At 56.5% G+C, this 24,725-nt stretch carries 21 protein-coding genes; 14 read left to right on the top strand and 7 right to left on the bottom strand.

Features of this window, described 5'->3' with window-relative positions; translation table 11 throughout:
• Positions 1–205: 205 nt before the first annotated feature.
• On the top strand, positions 206–2,857 hold the full coding sequence (gene ppc / locus ACYAC5_RS18695; protein ID WP_462062085.1) for a phosphoenolpyruvate carboxylase: 2,652 nt from the start codon (positions 206–208) through the stop codon (positions 2,855–2,857).
• Between the two features lie 125 nt (positions 2,858–2,982).
• Here the strand turns inward: ppc and metF are convergent, their stop codons facing one another.
• From metF to metB, 3 genes are all read right to left on the bottom strand, one after another.
• Complete coding sequence (gene metF, locus ACYAC5_RS18700; RefSeq protein ID WP_110868177.1) at positions 2,983–3,879, bottom strand: methylenetetrahydrofolate reductase; 897 nt, start codon at positions 3,877–3,879, stop codon at positions 2,983–2,985.
• A 218-nt stretch (positions 3,880–4,097) separates the two neighbouring features.
• Positions 4,098–6,530, bottom strand: coding sequence for a bifunctional aspartate kinase/homoserine dehydrogenase II (locus ACYAC5_RS18705; protein ID WP_176972238.1), 2,433 nt, complete (start codon positions 6,528–6,530; stop codon positions 4,098–4,100).
• Positions 6,531–6,532: 2 nt separating this feature from the next.
• Positions 6,533–7,693: a cystathionine gamma-synthase gene (metB, locus tag ACYAC5_RS18710; RefSeq protein ID WP_101760640.1), complete on the bottom strand. Its 1,161-nt coding sequence runs from the start codon at positions 7,691–7,693 to the stop codon at positions 6,533–6,535.
• Positions 7,694–7,967: 274 nt separating this feature from the next.
• On the opposite strand from metB, the gene metJ reads away from it, so the two are divergent.
• The gene (gene metJ, locus ACYAC5_RS18715) at positions 7,968–8,285 is read left to right on the top strand and encodes a met regulon transcriptional regulator MetJ (RefSeq protein WP_007885403.1); all 318 of its coding nucleotides are present in this window, start codon (positions 7,968–7,970) and stop codon (positions 8,283–8,285) included.
• A 77-nt stretch (positions 8,286–8,362) separates the two neighbouring features.
• On the opposite strand, the gene rpmE is transcribed toward metJ, so the two are convergent.
• Positions 8,363–8,578, bottom strand: a complete 216-nt coding sequence (rpmE, locus tag ACYAC5_RS18720; protein ID WP_007885402.1) for a 50S ribosomal protein L31 — start codon at positions 8,576–8,578, stop codon at positions 8,363–8,365.
• 210 nt (positions 8,579–8,788) lie between these two features.
• On the opposite strand from rpmE, the gene priA reads away from it, so the two are divergent.
• The 6 genes from priA to rraA all read left to right on the top strand — a co-directional run bounded on the left by priA (position 8,789) and on the right by rraA (position 15,863).
• Positions 8,789–10,987, top strand: coding sequence for a primosomal protein N' (gene priA, locus ACYAC5_RS18725; protein ID WP_101760641.1), 2,199 nt, complete (start codon positions 8,789–8,791; stop codon positions 10,985–10,987).
• Between the two features lie 166 nt (positions 10,988–11,153).
• Positions 11,154–12,191: a DNA-binding transcriptional regulator CytR gene (cytR, locus tag ACYAC5_RS18730; protein WP_061720292.1), complete on the top strand. Its 1,038-nt coding sequence runs from the start codon at positions 11,154–11,156 to the stop codon at positions 12,189–12,191.
• Positions 12,192–12,342: 151 nt separating this feature from the next.
• The gene (ftsN, locus tag ACYAC5_RS18735) at positions 12,343–13,254 is read left to right on the top strand and encodes a cell division protein FtsN (protein ID WP_462062086.1); all 912 of its coding nucleotides are present in this window, start codon (positions 12,343–12,345) and stop codon (positions 13,252–13,254) included.
• 89 nt (positions 13,255–13,343) lie between these two features.
• Positions 13,344–13,880: an ATP-dependent protease subunit HslV gene (gene hslV / locus ACYAC5_RS18740; protein WP_101760642.1), complete on the top strand. Its 537-nt coding sequence runs from the start codon at positions 13,344–13,346 to the stop codon at positions 13,878–13,880.
• Between the two features lie 5 nt (positions 13,881–13,885).
• The gene (hslU, locus tag ACYAC5_RS18745; RefSeq protein ID WP_007885388.1) at positions 13,886–15,223 is read left to right on the top strand and encodes an HslU--HslV peptidase ATPase subunit; all 1,338 of its coding nucleotides are present in this window, start codon (positions 13,886–13,888) and stop codon (positions 15,221–15,223) included.
• A gap of 154 nt (positions 15,224–15,377) precedes the next feature.
• Complete coding sequence (gene rraA / locus ACYAC5_RS18750) at positions 15,378–15,863, top strand: ribonuclease E activity regulator RraA (protein WP_061720294.1); 486 nt, start codon at positions 15,378–15,380, stop codon at positions 15,861–15,863.
• 50 nt (positions 15,864–15,913) lie between these two features.
• Here rraA and zapB read toward each other — a convergent pair whose 3' ends face one another.
• Positions 15,914–16,153 (bottom strand): cell division protein ZapB, encoded by a 240-nt coding sequence (zapB, locus tag ACYAC5_RS18755; protein WP_007885384.1) that lies wholly within the window; start codon positions 16,151–16,153, stop codon positions 15,914–15,916.
• Between the two features lie 420 nt (positions 16,154–16,573).
• Between zapB and ACYAC5_RS18760 the strand changes: the two genes are divergently transcribed.
• The 3 genes from ACYAC5_RS18760 (at position 16,574) to glpX (ending at position 20,068) form a co-directional block, all read left to right on the top strand.
• On the top strand, positions 16,574–17,422 hold the full coding sequence (locus ACYAC5_RS18760; RefSeq protein WP_061720295.1) for an MIP/aquaporin family protein: 849 nt from the start codon (positions 16,574–16,576) through the stop codon (positions 17,420–17,422).
• A 30-nt stretch (positions 17,423–17,452) separates the two neighbouring features.
• Positions 17,453–18,961 carry a glycerol kinase GlpK gene (glpK, locus tag ACYAC5_RS18765; RefSeq protein WP_110868179.1) on the top strand — a complete coding sequence of 503 codons (1,509 nt, stop codon included), beginning with the start codon at positions 17,453–17,455 and terminating at the stop codon, positions 18,959–18,961.
• Between the two features lie 96 nt (positions 18,962–19,057).
• Positions 19,058–20,068, top strand: coding sequence for a class II fructose-bisphosphatase (glpX, locus tag ACYAC5_RS18770; protein WP_462062087.1), 1,011 nt, complete (start codon positions 19,058–19,060; stop codon positions 20,066–20,068).
• On the opposite strand, the gene emrD is transcribed toward glpX, so the two are convergent.
• On the bottom strand, positions 20,058–21,254 hold the full coding sequence (gene emrD / locus ACYAC5_RS18775; RefSeq protein ID WP_462062088.1) for a multidrug efflux MFS transporter EmrD: 1,197 nt from the start codon (positions 21,252–21,254) through the stop codon (positions 20,058–20,060). The two genes, glpX and emrD, sit on opposite strands and share 11 nt — an antisense overlap.
• A 289-nt stretch (positions 21,255–21,543) precedes the next feature.
• Here emrD and fpr point away from each other — a divergent pair, with 289 nt between their 5' ends.
• The 3 genes from fpr (at position 21,544) to tpiA (ending at position 23,875) form a co-directional block, all read left to right on the top strand.
• Complete coding sequence (fpr, locus tag ACYAC5_RS18780; protein ID WP_110868182.1) at positions 21,544–22,290, top strand: ferredoxin--NADP(+) reductase; 747 nt, start codon at positions 21,544–21,546, stop codon at positions 22,288–22,290.
• Positions 22,291–22,396: 106 nt separating this feature from the next.
• Complete coding sequence (locus ACYAC5_RS18785) at positions 22,397–22,987, top strand: YiiQ family protein (protein ID WP_192237041.1); 591 nt, start codon at positions 22,397–22,399, stop codon at positions 22,985–22,987.
• A 120-nt stretch (positions 22,988–23,107) separates the two neighbouring features.
• Positions 23,108–23,875 (top strand): triose-phosphate isomerase, encoded by a 768-nt coding sequence (gene tpiA, locus ACYAC5_RS18790; RefSeq protein WP_008109693.1) that lies wholly within the window; start codon positions 23,108–23,110, stop codon positions 23,873–23,875.
• An 84-nt stretch (positions 23,876–23,959) separates the two neighbouring features.
• Here tpiA and ACYAC5_RS18795 read toward each other — a convergent pair whose 3' ends face one another.
• Positions 23,960–24,718 carry a CDP-diacylglycerol diphosphatase gene (locus tag ACYAC5_RS18795; RefSeq protein ID WP_271461490.1) on the bottom strand — a complete coding sequence of 253 codons (759 nt, stop codon included), beginning with the start codon at positions 24,716–24,718 and terminating at the stop codon, positions 23,960–23,962.
• Positions 24,719–24,725 lie beyond the last annotated feature (7 nt).

The following is a 24,725-nucleotide window of genomic DNA, read 5'->3' on the forward strand; positions in this document are numbered from 1 at the left end:
CCCCGTCATTGTTCGGGATTTGATAATAAGAATAACTTATCTTGCTTCGCTGCAAGCAAATTCTTTGAATTTCCGCCATTTAGCAGCACATTTACGTAGATTTAAGGCAATTGACGCGCAGGAAGATACGTGGCTAGATAAAAGACGATGTTATGCCCGTTGGGCGTAAGAGTATTAAAAAAGACGATAAGGGTGTCAGGGTCCAATGAACGAACAATATTCCGCAATGCGAAGTAATGTCAGTATGCTCGGCAAACTGCTCGGGGATACGATTAAGGATGCACTAGGAGAGAACATCCTCGACCAGGTGGAGACCATCCGTAAACTCTCTAAGTCATCCCGTGCGGGAAATGACACTCATCGTCAGGAACTGCTGACCACGCTGCAAAATCTGTCGAACGACGAGCTGCTGCCGGTGGCGCGTGCGTTTAGCCAGTTTCTTAATCTCACCAACGTCGCTGAACAGTATCAAACCATTTCGCGTAGCGGCGATGGCGCGAACCATCCTGAACTGCTGAAAAAGACTTTCGAACGTCTGAAACAGCAAGGCGATATCAGCGAAGCGGCGATCCGCCAGTCGATTGAAGAGCTGTCGCTGGAGCTGGTGCTGACTGCACACCCCACCGAAATTACCCGCCGCACGCTGATCCATATGCTGGGCGAAGTGAACAGCTGTTTGCAGCAACTCGATCATAGCGATATCTCTGACTACGAACGCACCCAGGTGATGCGCCGTCTGCGCCAGCTGGTGGCACAAGCGTGGCACACCGACGAAATCCGCAAATACCGTCCAACGCCGATCGATGAAGCCAAATGGGGCTTTGCCGTGGTCGAAAACAGCCTGTGGCAAGGCGTGCCAGCCTTCCTGCGTGAGCTGAATGAGCAAGTGGAAGAGGCCTTTGGTATTAAGCTGCCGGTCGATTTCGTGCCGATTAAATTTACCTCGTGGATGGGCGGCGACCGTGACGGCAACCCGAACGTCACCGCACCGATTACCCGCCACGCGATGCAGCTGAGCCGCTGGAAGGCCGCGGACCTGTTCCTGCGCGATATCGGCGTGCTGATTTCCGAGCTGTCGATGTCCGAATGCAGCGACGAAGTGCGCGAGCTGTGCGGCGATGCGGAAGCGCTGGAGCCGTACCGCATGGTGCTGAAGCGCCTTCGCGGCCAGCTGATGACCACGCAGGCTTACCTTGGCCGTCGTCTGAAAGGCGAGCGCCTGCCGCGTCCGGCCGATTTGCTGGTCTCTAACGATCAGCTGTGGGATCCGCTGTTCGCTATCTATCAATCTCTGCAGCAGTGCGGCATGGGCATCATCGCCAATGGTCAGCTGCTGGACACGCTGCGCCGCGTGAAGTGTTTCGGCGTGCCGCTGGTGCGCATTGATATCCGTCAGGAGAGCACTCGCCATACCCAGGCGATTGCCGAAGTAACGCGTTATCTCGGCCTCGGTGATTACGAAAGCTGGTCAGAAGCGGATAAACAAGCCTTCCTGATTCGCGAACTGAATTCCAAGCGTCCGCTGTTGCCGCATCAGTGGGAACCGGGCGATGAGACGCGCGAAGTGCTGGATACCTGCAAAGTGGTGGCCGAAGCGCCGCAGGGTTCAATTGCTTCCTACGTGATCTCCATGGCGAAAACGCCGTCGGACGTGCTGGCCGTGCATCTGCTGCTGAAAGAAGCCGGCATTCCTTACGCCATGCCGGTTGCGCCGCTGTTCGAAACCCTTGATGACCTGAACAACGCCAACGATGTGATGACGCAGTTGCTGAACATCGACTGGTATCGCGGCTTTATCAATGGCAAACAGATGGTGATGATTGGCTATTCCGACTCGGCGAAAGATGCCGGCGTGATGGCCGCCAGCTGGGCGCAATATCAGGCGCAGGACGCACTGATCAAAACCTGTGAAAGCGCGGGCATCACGCTGACGCTGTTCCACGGACGCGGCGGCTCAATCGGTCGTGGCGGCGCGCCAGCCCATGCGGCGCTGTTGTCACAACCGCCGGGCAGCCTGAAAGGTGGCCTGCGCGTGACCGAACAGGGCGAGATGATTCGCTTCAAATACGGTTTGCCCGAAGTCACTATCGCCAGCCTGTCGCTGTATACCGGTGCGATTCTGGAAGCCAACCTGCTGCCACCGCCGGAACCCAAGCGCGAATGGCAGGAGATCATGAATGGTCTGTCGGCGCACTCCTGCACGATGTATCGCGGCTATGTGCGTGAGAATCCGGACTTCGTGCCCTATTTCCGCTCAGCCACGCCAGAGCAGGAGCTGGGCAAATTGCCGCTGGGTTCACGTCCGGCTAAACGTCGCCCAACCGGCGGTGTGGAATCGCTGCGTGCCATTCCGTGGATCTTCGCCTGGACGCAGAACCGCCTGATGCTGCCAGCCTGGCTGGGCGCGGGTGCCGCGTTGCAGAAAGCGATGGATGAAGGTCATCAGGATGAGCTGGAGAACATGTGCCGCGAGTGGCCATTCTTCGCCACACGTCTTGGCATGCTGGAGATGGTGTTCTCGAAAGCCGATTTGTGGCTGGCGGAGTACTACGATCAGCGTCTGGTGGATAAATCACTGTGGTCGCTCGGCAAGCAGCTGCGCGATCAGCTGGATGCGGATATCAAAGCGGTGTTGACCATCGCTAACGATGCCCATCTGATGGCTGACCAACCGTGGATTGCTGAGTCCATCGCGCTGCGTAACGTTTATACCGATCCACTGAACGTGTTGCAGGCTGAACTGCTGCATCGTTCACGTGCGCAGGAAGAGCGCGGTGATGAGCCAGATGCGCGTGTAGAACAAGCGCTGATGGTGACGATCGCGGGTGTTGCAGCGGGTATGCGTAATACCGGTTAATTTTTCCCCTCACCCTAACCCTCTCCCGCTGGCGGGAGAGGGAACCAATCAAGCACAGGTGTTTCAACATTGCTCCACCTAACCCTTCCCTCGCCCGCTGGCGGGAGAGGGACAGGGTGAGGGCATTAACCTCCCATCGCCGGACGCACACCCAGCGTGTGGCAAATGGCGTAACTCAACTCGGCGCGGTTCAGCGTATAGAAATGAAAATCCTTCACCCCTTCCCGCGACAGGATTTTCACCATGTCCATGGCGACGCTGGCACCGACCATTTTGCGCGTCTCCGGATCGTTATCCAGACCTTCAAACATTGCACTCATCCATCCCGGCACCCGCACATTGGTCATGGTGGCGAAGCGTTGTAGCTGTTTAAAGTTAGAGACCGGCAAAATACCCGGCACGATCTCCACGTCGATACCGGTTGCGACACAGCGATCGCGGAAGCGCAGGTAGCTTTCAACATCGAAGAAGAACTGCGTGATGGCGCGGTTAGCACCGGCATCAATTTTGCGTTTCAGGTTAATCAAATCGGCCTGCGCGCTTTTCGCTTCGGGATGCACTTCCGGATAGGCCGCCACCGAGATGTCAAAATCGCCAACGTCTTTCAGCAGCGCCACCAAATCCGAACCGTACATCTCCGGCTTGCCGCTGCCTGGCGGTAAATCACCGCGCAGTGCCACGATATGACGAATGCCGCTATCCCAGTAATCACGCGCGATGCCGCGCAACTCATCACGCGTAGCATCGATACAGGTCAGATGCGGTGCGGCTTCCAGACCAGTACGATCTTTGATGCCTTTGATGATGCTATGTGTACGATCGCGCTCGCCCGAGTTGGCACCGTAGGTGACGGAGACGAATTTCGGCTTCAGGCTGCTCAGTCGATCGATTGAGCTCCACAGGGTTTCTTCCATTTCGCTGGTACGTGGCGGGAAAAATTCGAAAGAGACATTAATTTGCCCGTTCAGCTCAGCCAGGCTCTGGTTCAACGCTTCGCGTTGATTGGCGTGAAAGAAACTCATCCTAATTACCTCGTCATCACACATCGATTATTTTGCGGCCTTCGAACATCCATACGTTTAGACGTCCAGATGCACAAAATGAACGATTCCCACGTTAGCGTCAACTGAAAATTAATGAACAGGCGTGACAAATCTTCACTCAAGGTGAAAGCGTTTCATGATGCGCGGGGGAAGGTGAAGATTGCAGACGGACGATGCCGTCTGCAGAGTGAGGCAGATTACAGCAGCTGTGCGAGGCGATTGATATCCGATTGCAACGCACCCGCCGTAACATCACGGCCTGCGCCCGGTCCGCGAATCACCAGCGGATTATCGCGATACCAGCGGCTTTCGATGGCAAACACGTTATCGCACGGCAGCAACGCGGCCAGCGGATGCTCTGGGCGCACCGCTTCCACGCCGACGCGCGCTTTGCCATTAGCATCGAAACGCGCCACGTAACGCAGCACTAAGCCCATCTCTTGCGCGGCTTCCAGACGCTGCAGCATCTGATCATTCAGCTCGTCGGCGTTTTCGAAGAAGTGATCAATCGACTCACCGTCGCAAATTGCCGGCACCAGCGACTCGACACGCACTTGATCCGGCTCGATGTCGTAGCCCGCTTCACGCGCCAGAATCACCAGCTTGCGCATTACGTCCTGCCCAGACAAATCCACGCGCGGGTCTGGTTCGGTCAGGCCTTGCTGCCACGCCTGATCAACCAGCTCGCTAAACGGCACCGTGCCATCAAATTGCAGGAACAGCCACGACAGCGTGCCGGAGAAGATGCCGCTGATCGCCAGAATGCTATCGCCGCTTTCGCGTAAATCGCGCACCGTGTGATTGACCGGCAAACCGGCACCGACGGTGGCGTTATACAGCCAGTGACGACCGGTTTTGGCGAAAGCATCGCGCACCTGACGCCAGCTCTGACCGCTCGACGCACCGGCAACTTTGTTGGCGCTGATAACGTGGAAGCCGTGACTGGCGAAATCATGATACTGCTGCGCCAGCTGCTCGCTGGCGGTGACGTCCAGCACCACTAAATCATCGAACGGGTGCGCACGCATCCACAGGAACAGCGACTCTTCATCGCGCTCGACCGCTTCATCATCAAAGAACGCCAATGCGCGGCTGGCTTCCAGACCGTCGTAGCTCAGCAAACTGCGGCTGCTGTCTGCCACGCCCGCCAGCACATATTCAAATCCTGTACGTGCCGACAGCGTTTCCTGCTCGCGGGCAAACAGCTCCAGCCAGCGTGAACCGATGTTGCCTTTGCCGAACAAGATCAGGCCGATGCGTTTTTCTGCGCGGAACAGCGACTGATGCAGTCCCTGAATCAGGTGCTGCGTCGGGCCGACGCGCAGTACCGCCACGATGCTGATGTGATCTTCCGATTGCCAGACAAACTCCACCGGCTGATCTTTGATCTGCTGCCAGAAGCGGTGGCTGTGCAGCGGATTACGCGTCACGCCCGCGCCCACCAGCGCCACCAGCGCCAAGCCGTCGCGCAGCTGCAGATGGCCCGGCAGTGCGGCGTCCTGCAACAGGTTGAAGGCGCTATTCACCACTTCCGAGGTGTAACACAGCTGCAGCAGGCGGCGATCGGGATGCACGCCGATCGCCAGCGGACGCAGCTGCGCGCGCTTCAGCAGCAGATCGATCTCTTTCTGCTGGGTTTTGAAATCGTGATTGTCGGGAATTTGAATCTCCACCAGACACACATCATCGTGGCTGGTGACGATACGCGCGCCGGTGCCGGAGGCCAGCACGCGCTCAATGCGCGTCGAGCCCTGCTCCGGTTGATAGCTGCAACGCAGCTGCAAGTCGATGTCGCTGTTGGAAACCGGCTGCAAGGTGCGGGTGTGCAGCACCGGCGCCGCCAGACGCGCCAGCTCGCTGGCTTCATCAAGACGCAGCAGCGGCAGCAGGCACGCATCAGAGACTTTACGCGGATCGGCGCTGTAAACGCCCGCCACATCGCTCCAGATGGTCACGCGCCCCACGCCCGCCAGCGCACCAATCTGCGTTGCCGAGTAGTCCGAGCCGTTACGCCCAAGCAGCACGGTTTCACCCGCTTCGCTGCGGCTGATAAATCCGGTCACCACCAAACGCTTATGCGGATGCTGTGTTAACAGCTCCTGCAGCAGCGGCCAGGATTTGCCTTCATCAACCTGCGGCTGCGCGGCACGTTCAGCACGCAAGAAGTCACGCGCATCCAGCCAGGCGGCTTCGATCTCGCGCTGGCTCAGCACCGCGGCCATCAAGCGCGCCGACCAGATTTCGCCATGCCCCACCACTTCGGCATACACCGCATCGGTGATGGTGCCATCGAGCAGCGCCGCCAGTCTTTCCAGATCGCGTATAAAGGAAGACGTCAGGGTTTCGGCATATTCAGCAGGCAGCAGCGCAGCAATTAACTCGCTGTGAAAACGCCGTAAAGCCTGTTGCACCTGATGAGCAGATAAGCGATCGCTCTGGCTCAATTTCAGCCAGCTGATCAACTGGTTAGTGGTGCTGCCTGCGGCAGAGACCACCATTAAGTCGCCTGGCTGGCTGTAATCCGCCATGATGCTGGCCACGCGCTGATAGCAACGTGCGTCGGCCAGGCTACTGCCACCAAATTTATGCAACTGCTTGATCGGCGTTCCCGCGCCCACTGAACTCGTCATGATTACTCCTCGGCTGCGATCCGGAATGCATTATCCAGATCGGCGATTAAATCTTCGTGATCTTCAATCCCAACAGAAATACGCAGCAGTGTTTCCGAAATTCCCGCTGCCGCGCGTGCTTCTGCAGACATGCCAGCATGCGTCATGGTCGCGGTATGCGAAATCAAACTTTCTACGCCGCCCAGCGATTCGGCCAGCGTGAACAACTGCAGCGCTTTCAGGAAGCGGCGCAGGCGAGCCTCATCGGCATCGATTTCGAAACTCAGCATGGCACCAAAACCACGCTGCTGACGTACCGCAAACTCATGACCGGCATTTTCCGGCAGGGACGGATGATACAGTTTTTTCACCAGCGGTTGTTGCTTCAGGTAATCAACTATCGCCAATGCATTGCGTTGTGCAGCGGCGATGCGCGGTGACAGCGTGCGCAAACCGCGCAGCAGCAGGTAGCTATCAAACGCCGCGCCGGTTACACCAATATTATTCGCCCACCACGCCAGATCGGTGGCCATCGCTGGATCTTTCGCAATCACCGCGCCCGCCACCACATCAGAGTGACCATTCAGGTATTTGGTGCAGGAGTGAACAACCAAGTCGGCACCCAGCGCCAGCGGGTTTTGCAGCGCCGGGCTGAGGAAGGTGTTGTCTACCACGCTAATGGCGCCAGCTTCACGCGCGGCGGCGCAAATGCTGGCGATATCGACCACACGCAGCAGTGGATTACTTGGGCTTTCAACCAGCACCAGTTTTGGCTTCTCGGCCAGAGCAGCGGCCAGCGCAGCTTTATCGCCCTGATCGACAAACTTCACGCGATACGCGCCGCGCTTGCTCAGGCTATCGAACAGGCGATAGCTGCCGCCGTAACAGTCGTGTGGCGCCACCAGCAGATCGCCCGGCTTCAGGAACACGGTTGTCACCAGATGAATCGCTGACATGCCGGTATTGGTCAATACCGCGCCTGCGCCACCTTCCAGTTCTGCCAGCGCGCGCTGAACCACATCGCGCGTTGGGTTACCACGACGTGAATAGTCATGCGCACGCGGCTCATTGAAGTCGAGGAAGTTATAGGTGCTGGAAAGATGAATCGGTGGGACAACGCAGCCATATTGCTCGTCATCATTCAAACCGCTACGTACTGCGATGGTTGCCTGTTTACGCGTCATGGTGCTTACTGTTCCTGAAGAAAAAGAAGAGCAACAGGATAACATTCCGCACATAGACGTCAATACATCTGGACATCTAAATGTCTTTGCGTATAGATTGAGCAAATCATCAATAACCGCTAAAATTGTCCGTCATCGCCTGGTGTTCAGCGCGCTTTCCTTTGCAGAAGCGGTGCTCAAGCATAAAACCTGCGGTTTAAGGGGTCAGGCATCGAAAAATCGGGCATAATCAACGGATTTCCCCATATTCAACTTTTATTGATTAAGGTAACCCATGGCTGAATGGAACGGCGAATATATCAGCCCTTACGCTGAACATGGCAAGAAGAGCGAGCAGGTTAAGAAAATCACAGTTTCTATCCCGCTAAAAGTGCTGAAGATTTTAACGGACGAGCGCACCCGCCGTCAGGTGAACAACCTGCGTCACGCCACCAACAGCGAACTGCTGTGTGAAGCCTTTTTGCATGCTTTCACCGGGCAGCCTCTGCCGAACGATGTCGATTTGCGTAAAGAACGCAGCGATGAGATTCCGGAAGAAGCGAAACAGATTATGCGTGAAATGGGCATCGATCCCGATAGTTGGGAATACTGAAGCCAGAAATAAAAAAACCCAGCCGAGGCTGGGTTTATTCTTGCTGCCGAATCGCGAAGATTCGACGGCCAAAAATCTTATTTCTTGCTTGCTGGCACGCTGAAACGCTTGTTGAAGCGATCTACACGGCCACCGGTGTCAGCAATACGCTGCTTACCAGTGTAGAACGGGTGGCATTTGCCGCACACGTCCAGGTTCAGACCAGAAGCCATGGTTGAACGGGTGTTGATCACGTTACCGCAAGAGCAAGTCATGGTTACTGCTTCGTACTTAGGGTGAATACCTTGTTTCATGGGAGAACCTCATAAAAGGCCGTGTCGCTCTCCGTGCCAGGCTCAGCCTGCACAGCACCACACGCGGTTGAACATTAAGTGTATGCTCCGACAAGTGATCTCATCGAAGGCGGCATAGTATACAGAAATTAACCGGTTTTAGCAAATAGCCGCTTCCTAATTAGCCGTGTACACTACTTCTCCTTAATTCAGAACCGGATAGAGATTCAGATGCCCGTTGTTCAGGTTGCCCTGCCCGTTCCGCTACCTCGCCTGTTTGATTACTTGCTGCCTGCCGATGCGCCGCAGCCGGTGGCGGGCGCACGCGTGAATGTGCCGTTCGGCAATCGCAAAATGATCGGCATTGTGATCGGCACGCGTGAGACCAGCGATCTGCCGCTGACGCAGCTCAAGCAGATAGAGAGCGTGCTCGACGATCAAAGTCTGTTCTCGCCCGCCCTGTGGCGCATTTTGCATTGGGCCGCCAACTATTATCATTCGCCGCTCGGCGAAGTGCTAAGCCATGCGCTGCCGGTGCTGCTGCGTCAGGGCAAACCCGCGCAGGAAGCGCCGCTGTGGCAATGGGTGATTAATGATGCTGGCCGTGAAGTGGCGATGGAGAGCCTGAAGCGCGCGCCGAAACAGCAGCAAGCGCTGGCGATGCTGCGTCAGCGACCGCTCTATCGTCATCAGGTCAGCGAACACGATTTTACCGATGCCGCGCTGCAAGCGTTGCGCGCAAAAGGCTTGTGCGAACTGCGTGAACACACGCCGCAGATGCACGACTGGCGTACCAGCTTTGCCGTCAAAGGGGATCGCCTGCGCCTGAATACCGATCAGGCGATGGCGGTGGGCGCGATGCGCAGTGAAGACGATCACTATGCGCCGTGGCTGCTGGCTGGCATTACCGGGTCGGGTAAAACCGAAGTGTATCTCAGCGTGCTGGAGAACGTGCTGGCACGCGGCAAACAGGCTTTGGTGCTGGTGCCGGAAATCGGCCTGACGCCGCAAACCATCGCCCGCTTCCGTGAGCGCTTTGATGCGCCGATTGATGTGCTGCACTCGGCACTGAATGACAGCGAACGCCTCGCCGTCTGGCTGCGCGCGCGCAGCGGCGAAACGGCGATTGTTATCGGTACACGCTCGGCGCTGTTCACGCCGCTGGCGCGCCCCGGCGTCATCATCATTGATGAAGAGCACGACAGCTCGTACAAACAACAGGAAGGCTGGCGCTATCAGGCGCGCGATCTGGCGGTGTTCCGTGCGCATGAGGAAGATATTCCAATTGTGATGGGTTCCGCCACGCCCGCGCTGGAAACCTTGCACAACGTGCGCGTCGGCAAATATCGCCAGCTCAATCTCACCAAACGCGCGGGCAATGCTAAACCGGCGTTACAGCAGCTGATCGATCTTAAAGGCCAGCAGCTGAAAGGCGGATTGGCGCCAGCACTGCTCGGCAAAATGCGTCAGCACCTGCAGGCCGATAATCAGGTTCTGCTGTTCCTCAACCGCCGTGGCTTCTCTCCGGCGCTGATGTGCCACGATTGCGGCTGGCTGGCCGAGTGCCAGCGCTGCGATAGCTACTACACGCTGCACCAGAACCATCGCCAGCTGCGCTGCCACCATTGTGACAGCCAGCGCCCGCTGCCAAATCAGTGCCCAAGCTGTGGTTCAACGCATTTGATGCCGGTCGGCGTCGGCACCGAACAGCTGGAACAGCAGCTGGGCACGCTGTTCCCCGACGTGCCGGTATCGCGCATTGATCGCGACACCACCAGCCGTAAAGGCGCGCTGGAGCAGCATCTGGCCGATGTGCATCGCGGCGGCGCGCGCATTCTGGTGGGCACGCAGATGCTGGCGAAAGGCCATCATTTCCCGGATGTCACGCTGGTGTCGCTGCTGGATGTTGATGGCGCGCTGTTCTCAGCCGATTTCCGCGCCGCCGAGCGTTTCGCTCAGCTCTACACGCAGGTCGCGGGTCGCGCCGGTCGTGCGGGTAAACAGGGCGAAGTGTTGCTGCAGACCCATCATCCGGAACATCCATTGCTGCAAACATTACTGCATCGCGGCTATTTCGCCTTTGCCGATCAAACGCTGCTGGAGCGTCAGTCCGTTCAGCTGCCGCCGTGGACCAGCCATGCGCTGTTCCGCGCTGAGGATATGGATAACCAGCAGGCGGCGGAATTCCTCACACAGCTGCGTAATTTGCTGGAAGCCAGCCCGCTTAAAGATGAGGCGATGTGGCTGATGGGGCCGGTTCCGGCGTTGGCACCGAAGCGCAGTGGACGCTGGCGCTGGCAGCTGCTGTTGCAGCATCCGTCGCGCAAACGTCTGCAACAGCTGTTGAGCGGATCGCTGCCGCTGATCGCCACCTTGCCGGCGTCACGCAAAGTGAAATGGACGCTGGATATCGATCCCACCGAGAGCTAAGCCACGCCACAACTGCGAGCCAGATCGAAAAAAGTCGCACAAGTCACAATTTTTATGCAAATTAAGTAACAACCCGACGCGACCTTGGGTTAACAATAGTGCCGACCCGGTTGAAGCCCGGTAATGTCTGAAAATCAATGCGCTGTACCGCGTCAGGAGTTATACGTTGGACCAGAAGCAACCCTCCACCGCCGCCACCATGAAAGATGTGGCCGAGAAAGCAGGCGTTTCAACCGCTACGGTTTCACGTGCGTTGATGAATCCAGAAAAAGTCTCTGCTGCTACCCGGCTCAAGGTCGAAAAAGCGGTGATTGCCGTGGGTTATGCGCCGCACGGTTTGGCGCGCAATGCCAAACGCGGTGAAACGCAAACCATTCTGGTGATTGTGCCGGACATCTGCGATCCCTTCTTCAGTGAGATCATTCGCGGCGTGGAAGTCACCGCTGCGCATGAAGGTTATCTGGTACTGATTGGCGATTGCGCGCATCAGAATAAACAGGAAAAAACCTTTCTGAATTTAATGCTGACGCGACAGATCGACGGCATGGTGCTGTTGGGTTCACAGCTGCCGTTTGAGGCGGGCATTGAAGATCAGCGCAACCTGCCGCCGATGGTGATGGGTAACGAATTTGCGCCGGAGATGGCATTACCCACGGTCCATATCGATAACCTCACCGCCGCCTTTGAAGCGGTGAATCACCTGCTGCAGCTTGGTCATCGCCAAATTGCCTGTATCACCGGGCCAGAACACATTCCGCTGAGCCAGTATCGTTTGCAGGGCTACATTCAGGCGCTGCGTCGCAGCAGCATCGCCATCGACCCAACGATGATTGTGCACGGCGATTTCACCTTTGAAGCCGGCGCGAATGCGCTTAAGCAGTTGATGAGTTTGCCGCAGCCGCCGAAAGCGATTTTCTGCCATAGCGATTTGATGGCGCTGGGCGCGATGAACCAGGCGCGTAAACTTGGCATGCGCATTCCGCAGGATCTGTCGGTGGTGGGCTTTGATGATATCGAACTGGCGCAATACTACGATCCGCCGCTGACCACCGTGGCCCAGCCGCGTTTTGCCATCGGCCGAGAAGCGATGCTGCTGTTACTTGATGAGCTGCAGGGTAAACGCGTGAATAACGGTTCGCGCCTGCTGGATGCGGAGCTGCGCGTGCGCGGCAGTACGGCACCGGCGGCAAAACGGGAAAAATAGTGCGTAGACGCCTGCATTTTCAGCGGATTCTGAAGGCAGACTGTGCTGGTCAAAGTTCCAGCCCTTGCGTAACATGGCGCATTCATTGCCGGGCAATTAACAGCACATTTACATGCCCATTGGCATTTTTTTGAAGGGTAGCAGAACGAAAGTGGCACAGAAAGATTATGTAGGCCGCGGGCGTTCAACAGGGACGCGTCGCAAAAAACCCGCCAGCCGCAGCAAGAAAAGCAAAGGCGGATCAGGCACTTCAAAGCTCATGATGGTACTGGCCGCGGCCGTGCTGGTCACCTTTGCCGGTGGTTTATGGTTTATCTCGCATCATAAGAAAGAAGAGATTGAGGTCATTCCAAACCACAAAGCCAACGGTAACGGCCTGCCGCCGAAGCCGGAAGAGCGCTGGAAGTACATCAAAGAGCTGGAAAATCGCCAAATTACCGTTCCGTCGCCGACTGAGCCTTCGGCTGGTGGCGTGCAATCACAAACTCAGCTGACCGATGAACAGCGCCAGCTGCTGGAGCAGATGCAGGCCGATATGCGCCAGCAGCCGACGCAGCTGAACGAAGTGCCGTGGAACGAACAAACCCCGGCGCAGCGCCAGCAAACGCTGCAGCGTCAGCAAGTGCAACAACAGCAGCAGCAGGTACAGCAACAACAACAGCAGCAGTTGCAACGTCAGCAGCAACAGTTACAACAACAGCAGCGCCAGCAACAGTTGCAGCAACAACAGGCCGCGCGTCAGCAGCAACAACAAGCTGCGCCGATCACGCGTGAGCCAACGCAGCAAACCAAGCCGCAGGAAACGGCCAAGGCGAGAGCGGAAGAGAAAGCCGCTTCACAACGCTGGATGGTGCAGTGTGGTTCGTTCAAAGGTACCGATCAGGCGGAATCCGTGCGCGCCGGTCTGGCATTTGAAGGATTTGAGAGCCGCATTACCACCGGCGGTGGCTGGAATCGCGTGGTGATCGGGCCGTTCAAAGATCGCAGCAGCGCCGACAGCACAGTCAAACGCTTACACAGTTCCGGCCACGGAAGTTGTATTCCCCTCGCTCTCGGGGGTTGAAACCCCTTTTTCCTACCCCATATCTGGTTGCATGATACTCCGCGCCGAGTGCGCGGAGTTCCTTTTCTACTGCAACAAGGGGTCTGCCCGTGACAACAATAGTAAGTGTACGACGCAACGGCCAGGTAGTGATTGGCGGTGATGGCCAGGCTACGCTCGGCAATACCGTAATGAAAGGCAACGTTAAAAAAGTCCGTCGTCTTTACAACGATAAAGTGATCGCCGGCTTTGCTGGCGGTACCGCAGATGCCTTCACCCTGTTTGAACTGTTTGAGCGCAAGCTGGAAATGCACCAGGGCCATCTGGTGAAAGCGGCGGTCGAACTGGCTAAAGATTGGCGTACCGATCGCATGCTGCGCCGCCTTGAAGCGCTGCTGGCGGTGGCCGACGAAAACGCCTCATTAATCATCAGCGGCAACGGCGACGTTATCCAGCCGGAAAATGACCTGATCGCAATTGGTTCTGGTGGGCCTTACGCCCAGGCAGCGGCACGCGCGTTGCTGGAAAACACCGACATTGGTGCACACGATATCGTGGAGAAAGCGCTGAACATCGCTGGCGATATCTGTATCTACACCAACCACAATATTAACTTCGAAGCATTACCGTCTAAGGCTAAGGACTAAACATCATGTCTGAGATGACTCCACGCGAGATTGTCAGCGAGCTTAATCGCTTTATCATCGGCCAGGACGGCGCAAAGAAGGCGGTCGCGATCGCCCTGCGTAATCGCTGGCGCCGCATGCAGCTCGACGAAGAGCTGCGCCATGAAGTGACGCCAAAAAACATTCTGATGATTGGTCCAACCGGTGTCGGTAAAACCGAAATCGCCCGTCGCTTAGCCAAACTGGCGAACGCACCGTTCATCAAAGTGGAAGCCACCAAATTCACCGAAGTCGGTTACGTCGGTAAAGAGGTTGATTCCATCATTCGCGATCTGACCGATTCTGCCATCAAGATGGTGCGCAGCCAGGCGATCGAGAAGAACAAGTACCGCGCGGAAGAGATGGCGGAAGAGCGCATCCTGGATGTGCTGATCCCACCCGCGAAAAATAACTGGGGCCAGGCTGAACAAGCGGCGGAGCCATCGGCAGCGCGTCAATCCTTCCGCAAGAAACTGCGCGAAGGCCAGCTGGATGACAAAGAGATTGAGATCGATCTGGCCGCTTCATCGGCTGGCGTTGAGATCATGGCGCCTCCGGGCATGGAAGAGATGACCAGCCAGCTGCAATCGATGTTCCAGAACCTCGGTGGGCAGAAGCAGAAACCGCGTAAGCTGAAAATCAAAGAAGCCATGAAGCTGCTGATTGAAGAAGAAGCGGCCAAGCTGGTGAACCCGGAAGAGCTGAAGCAGGATGCCATCGATGCGGTTGAGCAGCACGGTATCGTGTTCATCGACGAAATCGACAAAATCTGTAAGCGCGGCGGCCAGAATGCGGGCGGTCCAGACGTGTCACGCGAAGGCGTACAGCGCGACCTGCTGCCGCTGGTTGAAGGTTGCACCGTTTCCACCAAGCACGGCATGGTGAAAACCGACCACATTCTGTTTATCGCTTCCGGCGCGTTCCAGGTCGCCAGCCCGTCAGATCTGATCCCAGAACTGCAAGGCCGTCTGCCGATTCGCGTTGAACTGCAGGCGCTGACCGTCAATGACTTCGAGCGCATCCTGACCGAGCCAAACGCCTCGGTTACTGTGCAGTACAAAGCGCTGATGGGCACCGAAGGGGTCAATATCGACTTCACCGATGACGCAGTGCGGCGTATCGCCGAAGCCGCATGGCAGGTGAACGAGACCACCGAGAACATCGGTGCGCGTCGTCTGCATACCGTGCTGGAGCGTCTGATGGAAGATATCTCCTATGACGCCAGCGATCGTAACGGTGAGTCGATCACTATCGATGCCGAGTACGTTGGTAAGCATCTGGATGAGCTGGTGGCCGACGAAGATCTCAGCCGCTTCATTCTGTAAGCTTCACCCACGAAATCTCTGCCCGGCCACTGTGCCGGGCTTTTTTTTACGCAGGATATTGATGCAACGCTTTTTTTGGCGGTTGATGATTTTGCCAACAATCGCCAGATAGCGATATACTTAGCGCTCCTGTGGCAAACAGACGAAAACCCTCATGAAATACGATACATCTGAACTCTGTGACATCTACCACGAAGCTGTGAATGTTGTTGAACCGCTTTTTTCGAACTTTGGTGGGCGCAGCTCATTCGGTGGTCAAATCACCACAGTGAAATGTTTCGAAGATAACGGCTTACTCTACGATTTGCTGGAAGAGAACGGTCGGGGTCGCGTATTGCTGGTGGATGGCGGCGGTTCGGTCCGTCGCGCACTGGTCGATGCTCAGCTGGCGAGTCTGGCGGCGCAAAATGAGTGGGAAGGCATTGTGGTGTACGGCTCGGTGCGTCAGGTTGACGATCTCGAAGAGCTGGAAATCGGCATTCAGGCGATTGCGGCGATTCCGGTGGGTGCAGCGGGTGAAGGCATTGGCGAAAGTGACGTGCGCGTTAACTTCGGCGGCGTGACTTTCTTCTCTGGCGACCATCTGTATGCCGACAATACCGGCATCATCCTGTCTGAAGACGCGCTCGACATCGAGTAAGCCGCAACAAAAACGGGTGCCGCGGCACCCGTTGGTTTAAGCATTGACGCTTAAACTTCTTCCATTTTTCCCAGCAGTGCCCGCAGACGATCCTGCCAGACATGCTGCTCTTCTTTCAGATGCTGATTTTCACGCACCAGTGCATCCTGGTTGCCTGAAGCCTGGCTGACTTCGTTTTTCAGCGTGTTGTTTTGCTCTTTCAGCTCTTCAATTTCCATCTGCAGCAGAGTGATGGTATCAATCGCCTGCTGTACTTTCGCTTCCAGTTTCTCGAACACTTCAAATGACATCTTTCTGACCTCTCCTAAATCTTGCAAGGCGTTGATGGGGCTAGTGCATGCCTTATTACAGTGCGCTCAGCCACGATGACTCGATTGTATGTAGCCAAACCCAGCAAGTCCAGCGGCACAAGGCCTGCGAGGGCAGTCTGTAACACTTTTCAGTCTATGCCTAAAAAAATGCGCATCTTCGCGCATCTGTGTGCGCGATCACGTCAGCATCGACCAGTAAAGCGCGGTGAATGGGCCTTAAAGAAACGCAAAAGACGCGAAAACGCGCATTTTTATGACACAGTACACAGTTTTCAATTTCGCTATTTCTCGTTTATGCTCGTTAACGATAAATTCACATCAACCCTACATTGATAGCTGGGCGACTCATGGATGAGAACAAAAACTGATAAAATTTAACCTCGCTTCAGGAATGCCATTATGAGTCAGACAACTAACACACTAAAAGGTCAGTGCATCGCTGAATTTCTCGGTACAGGTTTGATTATCTTCTTTGGTGCAGGCTGCGTTGCTGCACTGAAACTGGCCGGTGCGTCATTCGGTCAGTGGGAAATTTGTATTATCTGGGGTTTAGCCGTCTCCATGGCAGTCTATCTGAGCGCAGGCGTTTCCGGCGCGCATCTTAACCCAGCCGTTACCGTCGCGCTGTGCCTGTTTGCTAATTTTGAAGGTCGTAAAGTTGTTCCCTATATTCTGGCGCAGGTTGCCGGCGCGTTCTGCGCTGCCGCGTTGGTTTACGGTCTCTACTACAATCTGTTCTTCGATTACGAAGCGGGCCATCAAATGGTGCGCGGCAGTGTTGAAAGCCTCGATCTGGCCGGTATCTTCTCGACTTACCCGAACCCGCACATCAGCGTAGCTCAGGCGTTCCTGGTTGAGATGGTGATTACAGCGGTGTTGATGGCAGTGATCATGGCGCTGACCGATGACGGCAACGGTGTGCCGCGTGGTCCGCTGGCTCCGCTGTTGATTGGTCTGCTGGTGGCGGTCATCGGTGGCTCAATGGGTCCACTGACCGGCTTCGCACTCAACCCGGCGCGTGACTTCGGTCCAAAACTGTTCGCGTTCTTCGCTGGTTGGGGCAACGTCGCCTTCACCGGTGGCAAAGATATTCCTTACTTCCTGGTTCCGATTTTTGGCCCGCTGGTCGGTGCTTGCCTCGGAGCCTTTGGTTACCGTTCACTGATTGGCCGCCATCTGCCAGTTAACGTCGCGGAAGCCAGCACAGCAGAAAAACCGGTTGCGCGCGCTCAGCAGCGTAAAGCGTAAGTTTCATCGATACCACATCAGGACAGCACAATGACTACTGATAAAAAATATATCGTTGCACTCGATCAGGGCACAACCAGCTCACGCGCCGTGGTGCTTGATCATGATGCCAACATCGTTGCGGTTTCTCAGCGCGAATTTACCCAGATCTATCCGAAAGCGGGTTGGGTTGAACATGACCCAATGGATATCTGGGCGTCACAAAGCTCGACGCTGGTGGAAGTGCTGGCGCACGCCGATATTAACTCCGATCAAATCGCGGCGATTGGTATCACCAACCAGCGTGAAACCGCCATCGTGTGGGATAAAGAGACCGGCAAACCGGTTTACAACGCCATCGTCTGGCAGGATCCGCGCACCGCAGATTACTGTAACAAACTGAAGAAAGAGGGTCTGGAAGAGTACATCCAGCACACCACCGGTTTGGTGATTAACCCGTACTTCTCCGGCACCAAAGTGAAGTGGATTCTTGACCACGTTGAAGGCGCACGTGAGCGTGCAAAACGCGGCGAACTGCTGTTCGGTACCGTTGATACCTGGCTGATTTGGAAAATGACGCAGGGACGTGTGCACGTCACCGATCACACCAACGCCTCACGTACCATGATGTACAACATCCACAAGCTGGAGTGGGATGAGCGCATGCTGGAGATCCTCGATATCCCGCGTGAAATGCTGCCAGAAGTGAAAGGTTCTTCCGAAGTGTACGGCCAGACCAACATTGGTGGTAAAGGCGGTACGCGTATTCCTATCGCCGGAATCGCCGGTGACCAGCAAGCGGCGCTGTATGGCCAGCTGTGCGTACAACCGGGTATGGCGAAAAACACTTACGGCACCGGCTGCTTTATGTTGATGAACACCGGCACCGAAGCCGTGACGTCTACGCACGGCCTGCTGACCACCATCGCTTGCGGCCCACGCGGCGAAGTGAACTATGCGCTGGAAGGTGCGGTGTTTATCGGTGGTGCGTCGATTCAGTGGCTGCGCGATGAGATGAAGCTGATCAGTGATTCAACCGACTCTGAATACTTCGCGTTGAAAGTGAAAGACACTAACGGCGTATATATGGTGCCGGCCTTCACCGGTTTGGGCGCGCCATATTGGGACCCGTATGCACGCGGCGCGATTTTCGGTCTGACGCGCGGTGCGAACGCTAACCACATCATCCGTGCCACGCTGGAGTCGATTGCGTACCAGACGCGCGATGTACTGGAAGCGATGCAGAACGATGCTGGCACCCGCCTGCAGTCACTGCGCGTGGATGGTGGTGCAGTCGCCAACAACTTCCTGATGCAGTTCCAGTCTGACATTCTCGGCACGCGCGTTGAGCGTCCGGAAGTGCGTGAAGTTACAGCGCTGGGTGCGGCATATCTGGCTGGCCTGGCCGTTGGCTTCTGGGGCGACCTGGAAGAAGTCCGCGCTAAAGCGGTGATTGAGCGTGAGTTCCGCCCAAGCATCGAAACCACCGAACGTAACGTCCGTTACGCCGGCTGGAAGAAAGCCGTCGCTCGCGCCAAAGCGTGGGAAGACGAAGAGTAACATCCTGCTGACCCGCGGTGCCCTGCCGCGGGTTTTTCCCCTGCCACGCTTCTCCGCTGTGTTAAACTGCCTGCCTGTTTTTTGTCAGGTGCCACCATGAAACGAGAACTCGCGATTGAATTTTCCCGCGTGACTGAAGCCGCCGCTCTGGCGGGCTATCACTGGTTAGGACGCGGCGATAAAAATGCGGCCGACGGCGCAGCCGTTCACGCCATGCGCATTATGCTCAACACTATTGATATCGACGGCCAGATTGTGATTGGCGAAGGCGAAATCGACGAAGCGCCGATGCTGTATATCGGTGAGAAAGTCGGTACCGGCCGTGGCGACGCGGTGGATATCGCGGTCGATCCGATTGAAGGCACACGCATGACGGCCATGGGCCAGGCCAATGCGCTGGCGGTGCTGGCGGTTGGTGATAAGGGCAGCTTCCTGCACGCACCTGATATGTACATGGAAAAGCTGATTGTTGGACCGGGCGCACGTGGCGCCATCGACCTCAATCTGCCGCTTGATATCAACCTGAAAAACATCGCGCTGGCATTGGGCAAACCGCTCAGCCAGTTAACGGTATCGATTCTGGCCAAGCCCCGCCACGATGCGGTGATTGCCCAGCTGCAGCAGCTCGGCGTGCGCGTGTTCTCCTTCCCGGATGGCGATGTTGCAGCCTCGATTCTGACCTGTATGCCGGATAGCGAAGTGGATGTGATGTACGGCATCGGCGGCGCGCCGGAAGGTGTGGTGTCGGCGGCCGTGATCCGTGCGATGGACGGCGACATGCAGGCACGCCTGCTGGCGCGTCACCATGTGAAAGGGGATAGCGAAGAGAATCGTCGTCTGGGCGAGAATGAACTGCAACGCTGCGCCGAGATGGGCATTGAAGCGGGTCAGGTACTGAAGCTGGATCAGATGGCGCGCAACGATAACGTTATCTTCGCGGCCACCGGCATCACCACCGGCGATTTATTGAAAGGCATCACGCGTAACGGCAACATCGCCACCAGCGAAACCCTGCTGGTGCGCGGTAAATCGCGCACCATTCGCCGCATCCAGTCAATCCACTATCTGGATCGCAAAGACGCGGCGCTGCATCAATTTATCCTGTAATCGCCTGCTTACCGCTCTCCGGATGACGTGAGAGCGGCCACCAGCACAGCAGCATCACCAGCGACGTCACAAACATCAGCATGCCAAGGCTGGATTGATCGTGCTGCGGTAACAGCGCAGAAAGCCACGCCACCACGCCGGAACCGAGGTTCTGCAAGCCTCCGATTAACGCACCCGCGCTGCCCGCCAGCCACGCATACGGCTCCATCGCGCCCGAGGTTGCCAGCGGAAACAGCATGCCCGCGCCAAAGAAGAACAGCGCAGCCGGCACCAGCAACGTCCAGATGTTCATCACGCCAAACCAGGCCGGAATCCACATCAGCAAGCCCGCTAACAGGCAGCTGTTCACGCCGTACCACATCAGCGTGTGCCAGGATTTCTGCTCACGTCCGGCAAACCAGGCACCAAAGAACGCCGCCGGAATCGGCAGGATAAACAGGATGCTGACGGTTAATCCATCCAGCCCCAACACGCCGCCCATCAGCACGCCACAGCTGGCTTCAAACACTGCGATGCCCGCCAGCGCGCCAATCAGTAGCAGCAGGTACCGCACAAAGTTGCCGTCGCTCAGCAAAGTGGCATAACGGCGCAGGAATGGCGTGGCGGGCGTATCCGCTGGACGCGTTTCAGGCAGCCAGCGCGCCATTGACGCGGTGACGCCGACGCACAGCAGCAGCAGGAAGGCGAAACAGGCGTGCCAGCCAAACAGATGCGTCAGCAGCGCCCCAATCACCGGAGCCAGCAGCGGGCTGACCAGAATGCCCATATTCAGCAAGCTGTTCGCCTGGCGCAGTGCGATGCCGGCGTAGAGATCGCGCGGCATGGTGCGCGCCATCACGCCCGCCACGCCGGTACCTAAACCTTGTACCGCGCTGCCCAGCACCAGAATCTCCAACGAGGGCGCGAACATGGCGATCAACGCGCCGACGGCAAAGATCGTCATGCCAATCAGGATCACCGGACGTCGGCCAAAACTGTCCGACAGCGGGCCATAGATCAACTGCGATCCGCCGTAGGTCATCAGGTAGGCGGCCATCACCTGCTGGATCGCCCCGCTGCGCACATTGAGCGTTTCGGCCATGTGGGCCATGGCTGGCACATAGATGGTTTGCGCCATCTGCCCAACCGCCACCAGCACGATCAGCATGAATAACAGAAAGCGATTTTGCGTTTTACTTATCAACATGGAACAAAATGTCTGCCTGAGAAACAAAGAATAAGCAGCACAAAAAAGGCCGCCTCGGATTTATGGCGGCAAAAATATCAGGATTCAGTGACAAATCGAGAGGCGCGGGCAAAGCTGTATGTCTCAAGCCGTCAAGCTGTTTGTCCAGATTGTAAACCGCCCGCTACAGTTGCTGATCTGTGCGCTGCGTTTGTCGCTGAGAGCCCTTTACAGGGTACCGGGCTGGAAATTTATCGGATGGATAACGATGATAATCATGTGCCTGAATATTCAACACTAAGGAGTGAGCATGGCTGAGTGGATCAATGCTGAAGTGAAAGAGGTAAAAAACTGGACCGACGCACTGTTCAGCCTGCGCGTTGCAGCGCCGATTGATACCTTTACCGCGGGACAATTTGCCAAGCTGGCTCTGGAGATTGACGGTGAGCGCGTGCAGCGTGCCTATTCGTACGTCAACGCGCCGCAGGATCCGCTGCTGGAGTTTTATCTGGTCACGGTGCCGGAAGGCAAACTGAGCCCGCGTTTGCAGGCGCTGCAGCCCGGCGAGCAGGTGATGATCACTAAAGAGGCGGCGGGTTTCTTTGTGCTCGACGAAATTCCAGATTGCCAAACGCTGTGGATGCTGGCGACCGGCACGGCGATCGGCCCCTATTTATCGATTCTGCAACAGGGCGAAGATCTGGATCGTTTCGACAATATTGTGCTGGTACACGCCGCGCGCTTCGCCGACGATCTGAGCTTCCTGCCCTTGATGCAGGCGTTGCAGCAGCGCTATCAGGGCAAGTTACACATCCAAACGGTGGTGAGCCGCGAAGAGATCGCCGGTTCGCTGCACGGCCGCGTACCGCAGTTGATTGAAAGCGGAGAACTGGAGCGTGCGGTTGGCTTGCCGCTGACGGCAGAAACCAGCCATGTGATGCTGTGCGGCAATCCACAGATGGTGCGCGATACCCAGCAGCTGCTGAAAGATACGCGTGAGATGCGCAAACATTTCAAACGCAAACCCGGCCACATGACCAGCGAGCATTACTGGTAATCGGCGCGGAGCGAATAATCTGAGATTTTTCCCAGTGTGGGTTTTGACTTTGCCCGGTAAAAACCGTTCTAATCGTGGGCTAAGTGAATGATTTAGGGCCGAAGCAATGAACAACCTGCCAGTCGCGCTGCTGCTTGGCCTCGCACTGACATTTCCCGCCTGGGCGGACGATGCAGCCGCGTTGGATCGTAGCGATCATCTGCCTGCAGCGCCCTATCTGCTCGCGGGTGCGCCGACGTTCGATATGACCGTTGCTCAGTTCCGTGAGAAGTACAACGCTGCTAATCCCAATGCATTGCTGCAGGAGTATCGCGCGATTGATAGTCGCGGCGATAAAAGCAATCTGACGCGTGCCGCCAGCAAAATCAGCGAAACGCTGTATGCCTCAACCGCACTGGAGCAAGGCACCGGCAAAATCAAAACCCTGCAAATCACCTGGCTGCCGGTTCCCGGCCCCGATATGAAAGCCGCGCAGGCTCGCGCCATGGATTACATGACCGCCCTGCTGCGCTTCTTCATTCCCGGCTTGTCGCCTGAAGAGGGGCGTAAAAAACTCGATTCCCTGCTGAGCGCCGGTAAAGGTGCGCGCTATTTTGCCCGCACCGAAGGTGCATTGCGTTTCGTGGTGGCAGACAACGGCGACAAGGGTTTGACCTTCGCCGTTGAACCGATAAAACTGGCGCTCGCGACGCCCTGATCGCACCGGCAAAAATGACGAAAAGCAAAGCCAGCAACACATTTGATCTCTATACTGTCTCGCAGACATCGCTGCCCGATGGCAGCGCTATTTCATGAATCGCGTTATGCGGAGGAAAGAATGCGACATCCACTGGTTATGGGTAACTGGAAACTGAACGGTAGCAAGCAGATCACCAAAGAGCTGATTGAAGGCCTGCGCAAAGAGCTGTCTGGTGTTGATGGTTGTGGCGTCGCGATTGCACCGCCAGCCATCTATCTGGACCTGGCAAAACACGCCATTTCCGGTAGCCACATTGCTCTGGGTGCTCAGAACGTTGACGTTAATCTGTCTGGCGCATTCACTGGCGAAACTTCCGCAGACATGTTGAAAGACGTTGGCGCGAAATACATCATCATCGGCCACTCTGAGCGCCGCACCTACCACAAAGAGAGCGACGAGTTCATCGCGAAGAAATTTGCCGTAGTGAAAGAAGCGGGTCTGGTGCCGGTTCTGTGCATCGGTGAAACTGACGCAGAAAACGAAGCGGGCAAAACGGAAGAAGTGTGCGCACGTCAGATCGACGCCGTGCTGGAAACGCAGGGCGCCGCGGCGTTCGAAGGCGCAGTCATCGCTTATGAGCCGGTTTGGGCTATCGGTACCGGCAAATCTGCTACGCCAGCGCAGGCTCAGGCGGTGCATAAATTCATTCGTGACCATATCGCGAAGAAAGATGCGGCTATCGCTCAGCAAGTGATCATTCAGTACGGCGGTTCGGTCAACGACAAAAACGCCGCTGAGCTGTTCACCCAGCCAGATATCGATGGCGCGCTGGTTGGCGGTGCTTCACTGAAAGCGGATGCTTTTGCGGTAATCGTGAAAGCGGCAGCAGCAGCGAAAAACGCGTAACTTAGCGTTTAGATGCAGATTAAGGCGGCTGATTAGCCGCCTTTTTTATTGGCCGCTATTAATTGCGTCCCTACGAAAAAAGGGTTATTGCGGCAATATGCTGCAGTTATGATCCTGCAGCTCTTCCGCCGAACCGCTGTTCAGCTTCAGCCAGTTACGTTCCAGCGCCAGCAGCGCTAAACGGCCATCCGGCAGCTGTGCCAGCGCCAGGCCATATTTCCCCATCTCGCTGCGCGCATGCGGCACTTCATCCGCCAGACGGATAAACGCACTCTGCTGCGCCAGCTCTTGCTTAGAAAGCGCCCGCACCAGATAACCATGCTTGCGCAGCGTTTCACTCTGCCACTGCGCATTCAGTCTCGGTGCCAGCGCATCCAGCTGCTGGCGCACATCCGGACGCAGACAGGAAATATGAATATGCAGCTGATTCTGCGTACGCCCGTATTGCGCATTGATGGCCAGCGACAGCGCGCTATCGGGAATCGGCGCGCCGTGCCTTTGCGCCAGTAATCCGCGCTGTTGCCAGGCTTCGGCAAACAGATTTGGTGTAGCAGGTTCAAGAATGATGGGACTTTCCATGCCGGTGATTTTTTCGATCGGCATCAGCAGATACTGCAACGGCCCGTTGAGATCTTTCAGCGTGACGTAACCCTGCGCGCTATTCACCTGCTGGCATGGCGCTGGGTTGCCCGTCGCCGCCATATTCGGCACGCACTTTTCGCTGATGATCTGCCATAAGGCGTTGGCGTTTTTATGGAAATGGATGGCGCCGGCGATCAGTCCGACAATCAACAGCACCAATAAAGCGGTAAGTAACTTCAGGGTACGACGACTGCCCTGCATAGCCCGA

It is taken from the genome of Pantoea sp. y20, from assembly GCF_054903455.1.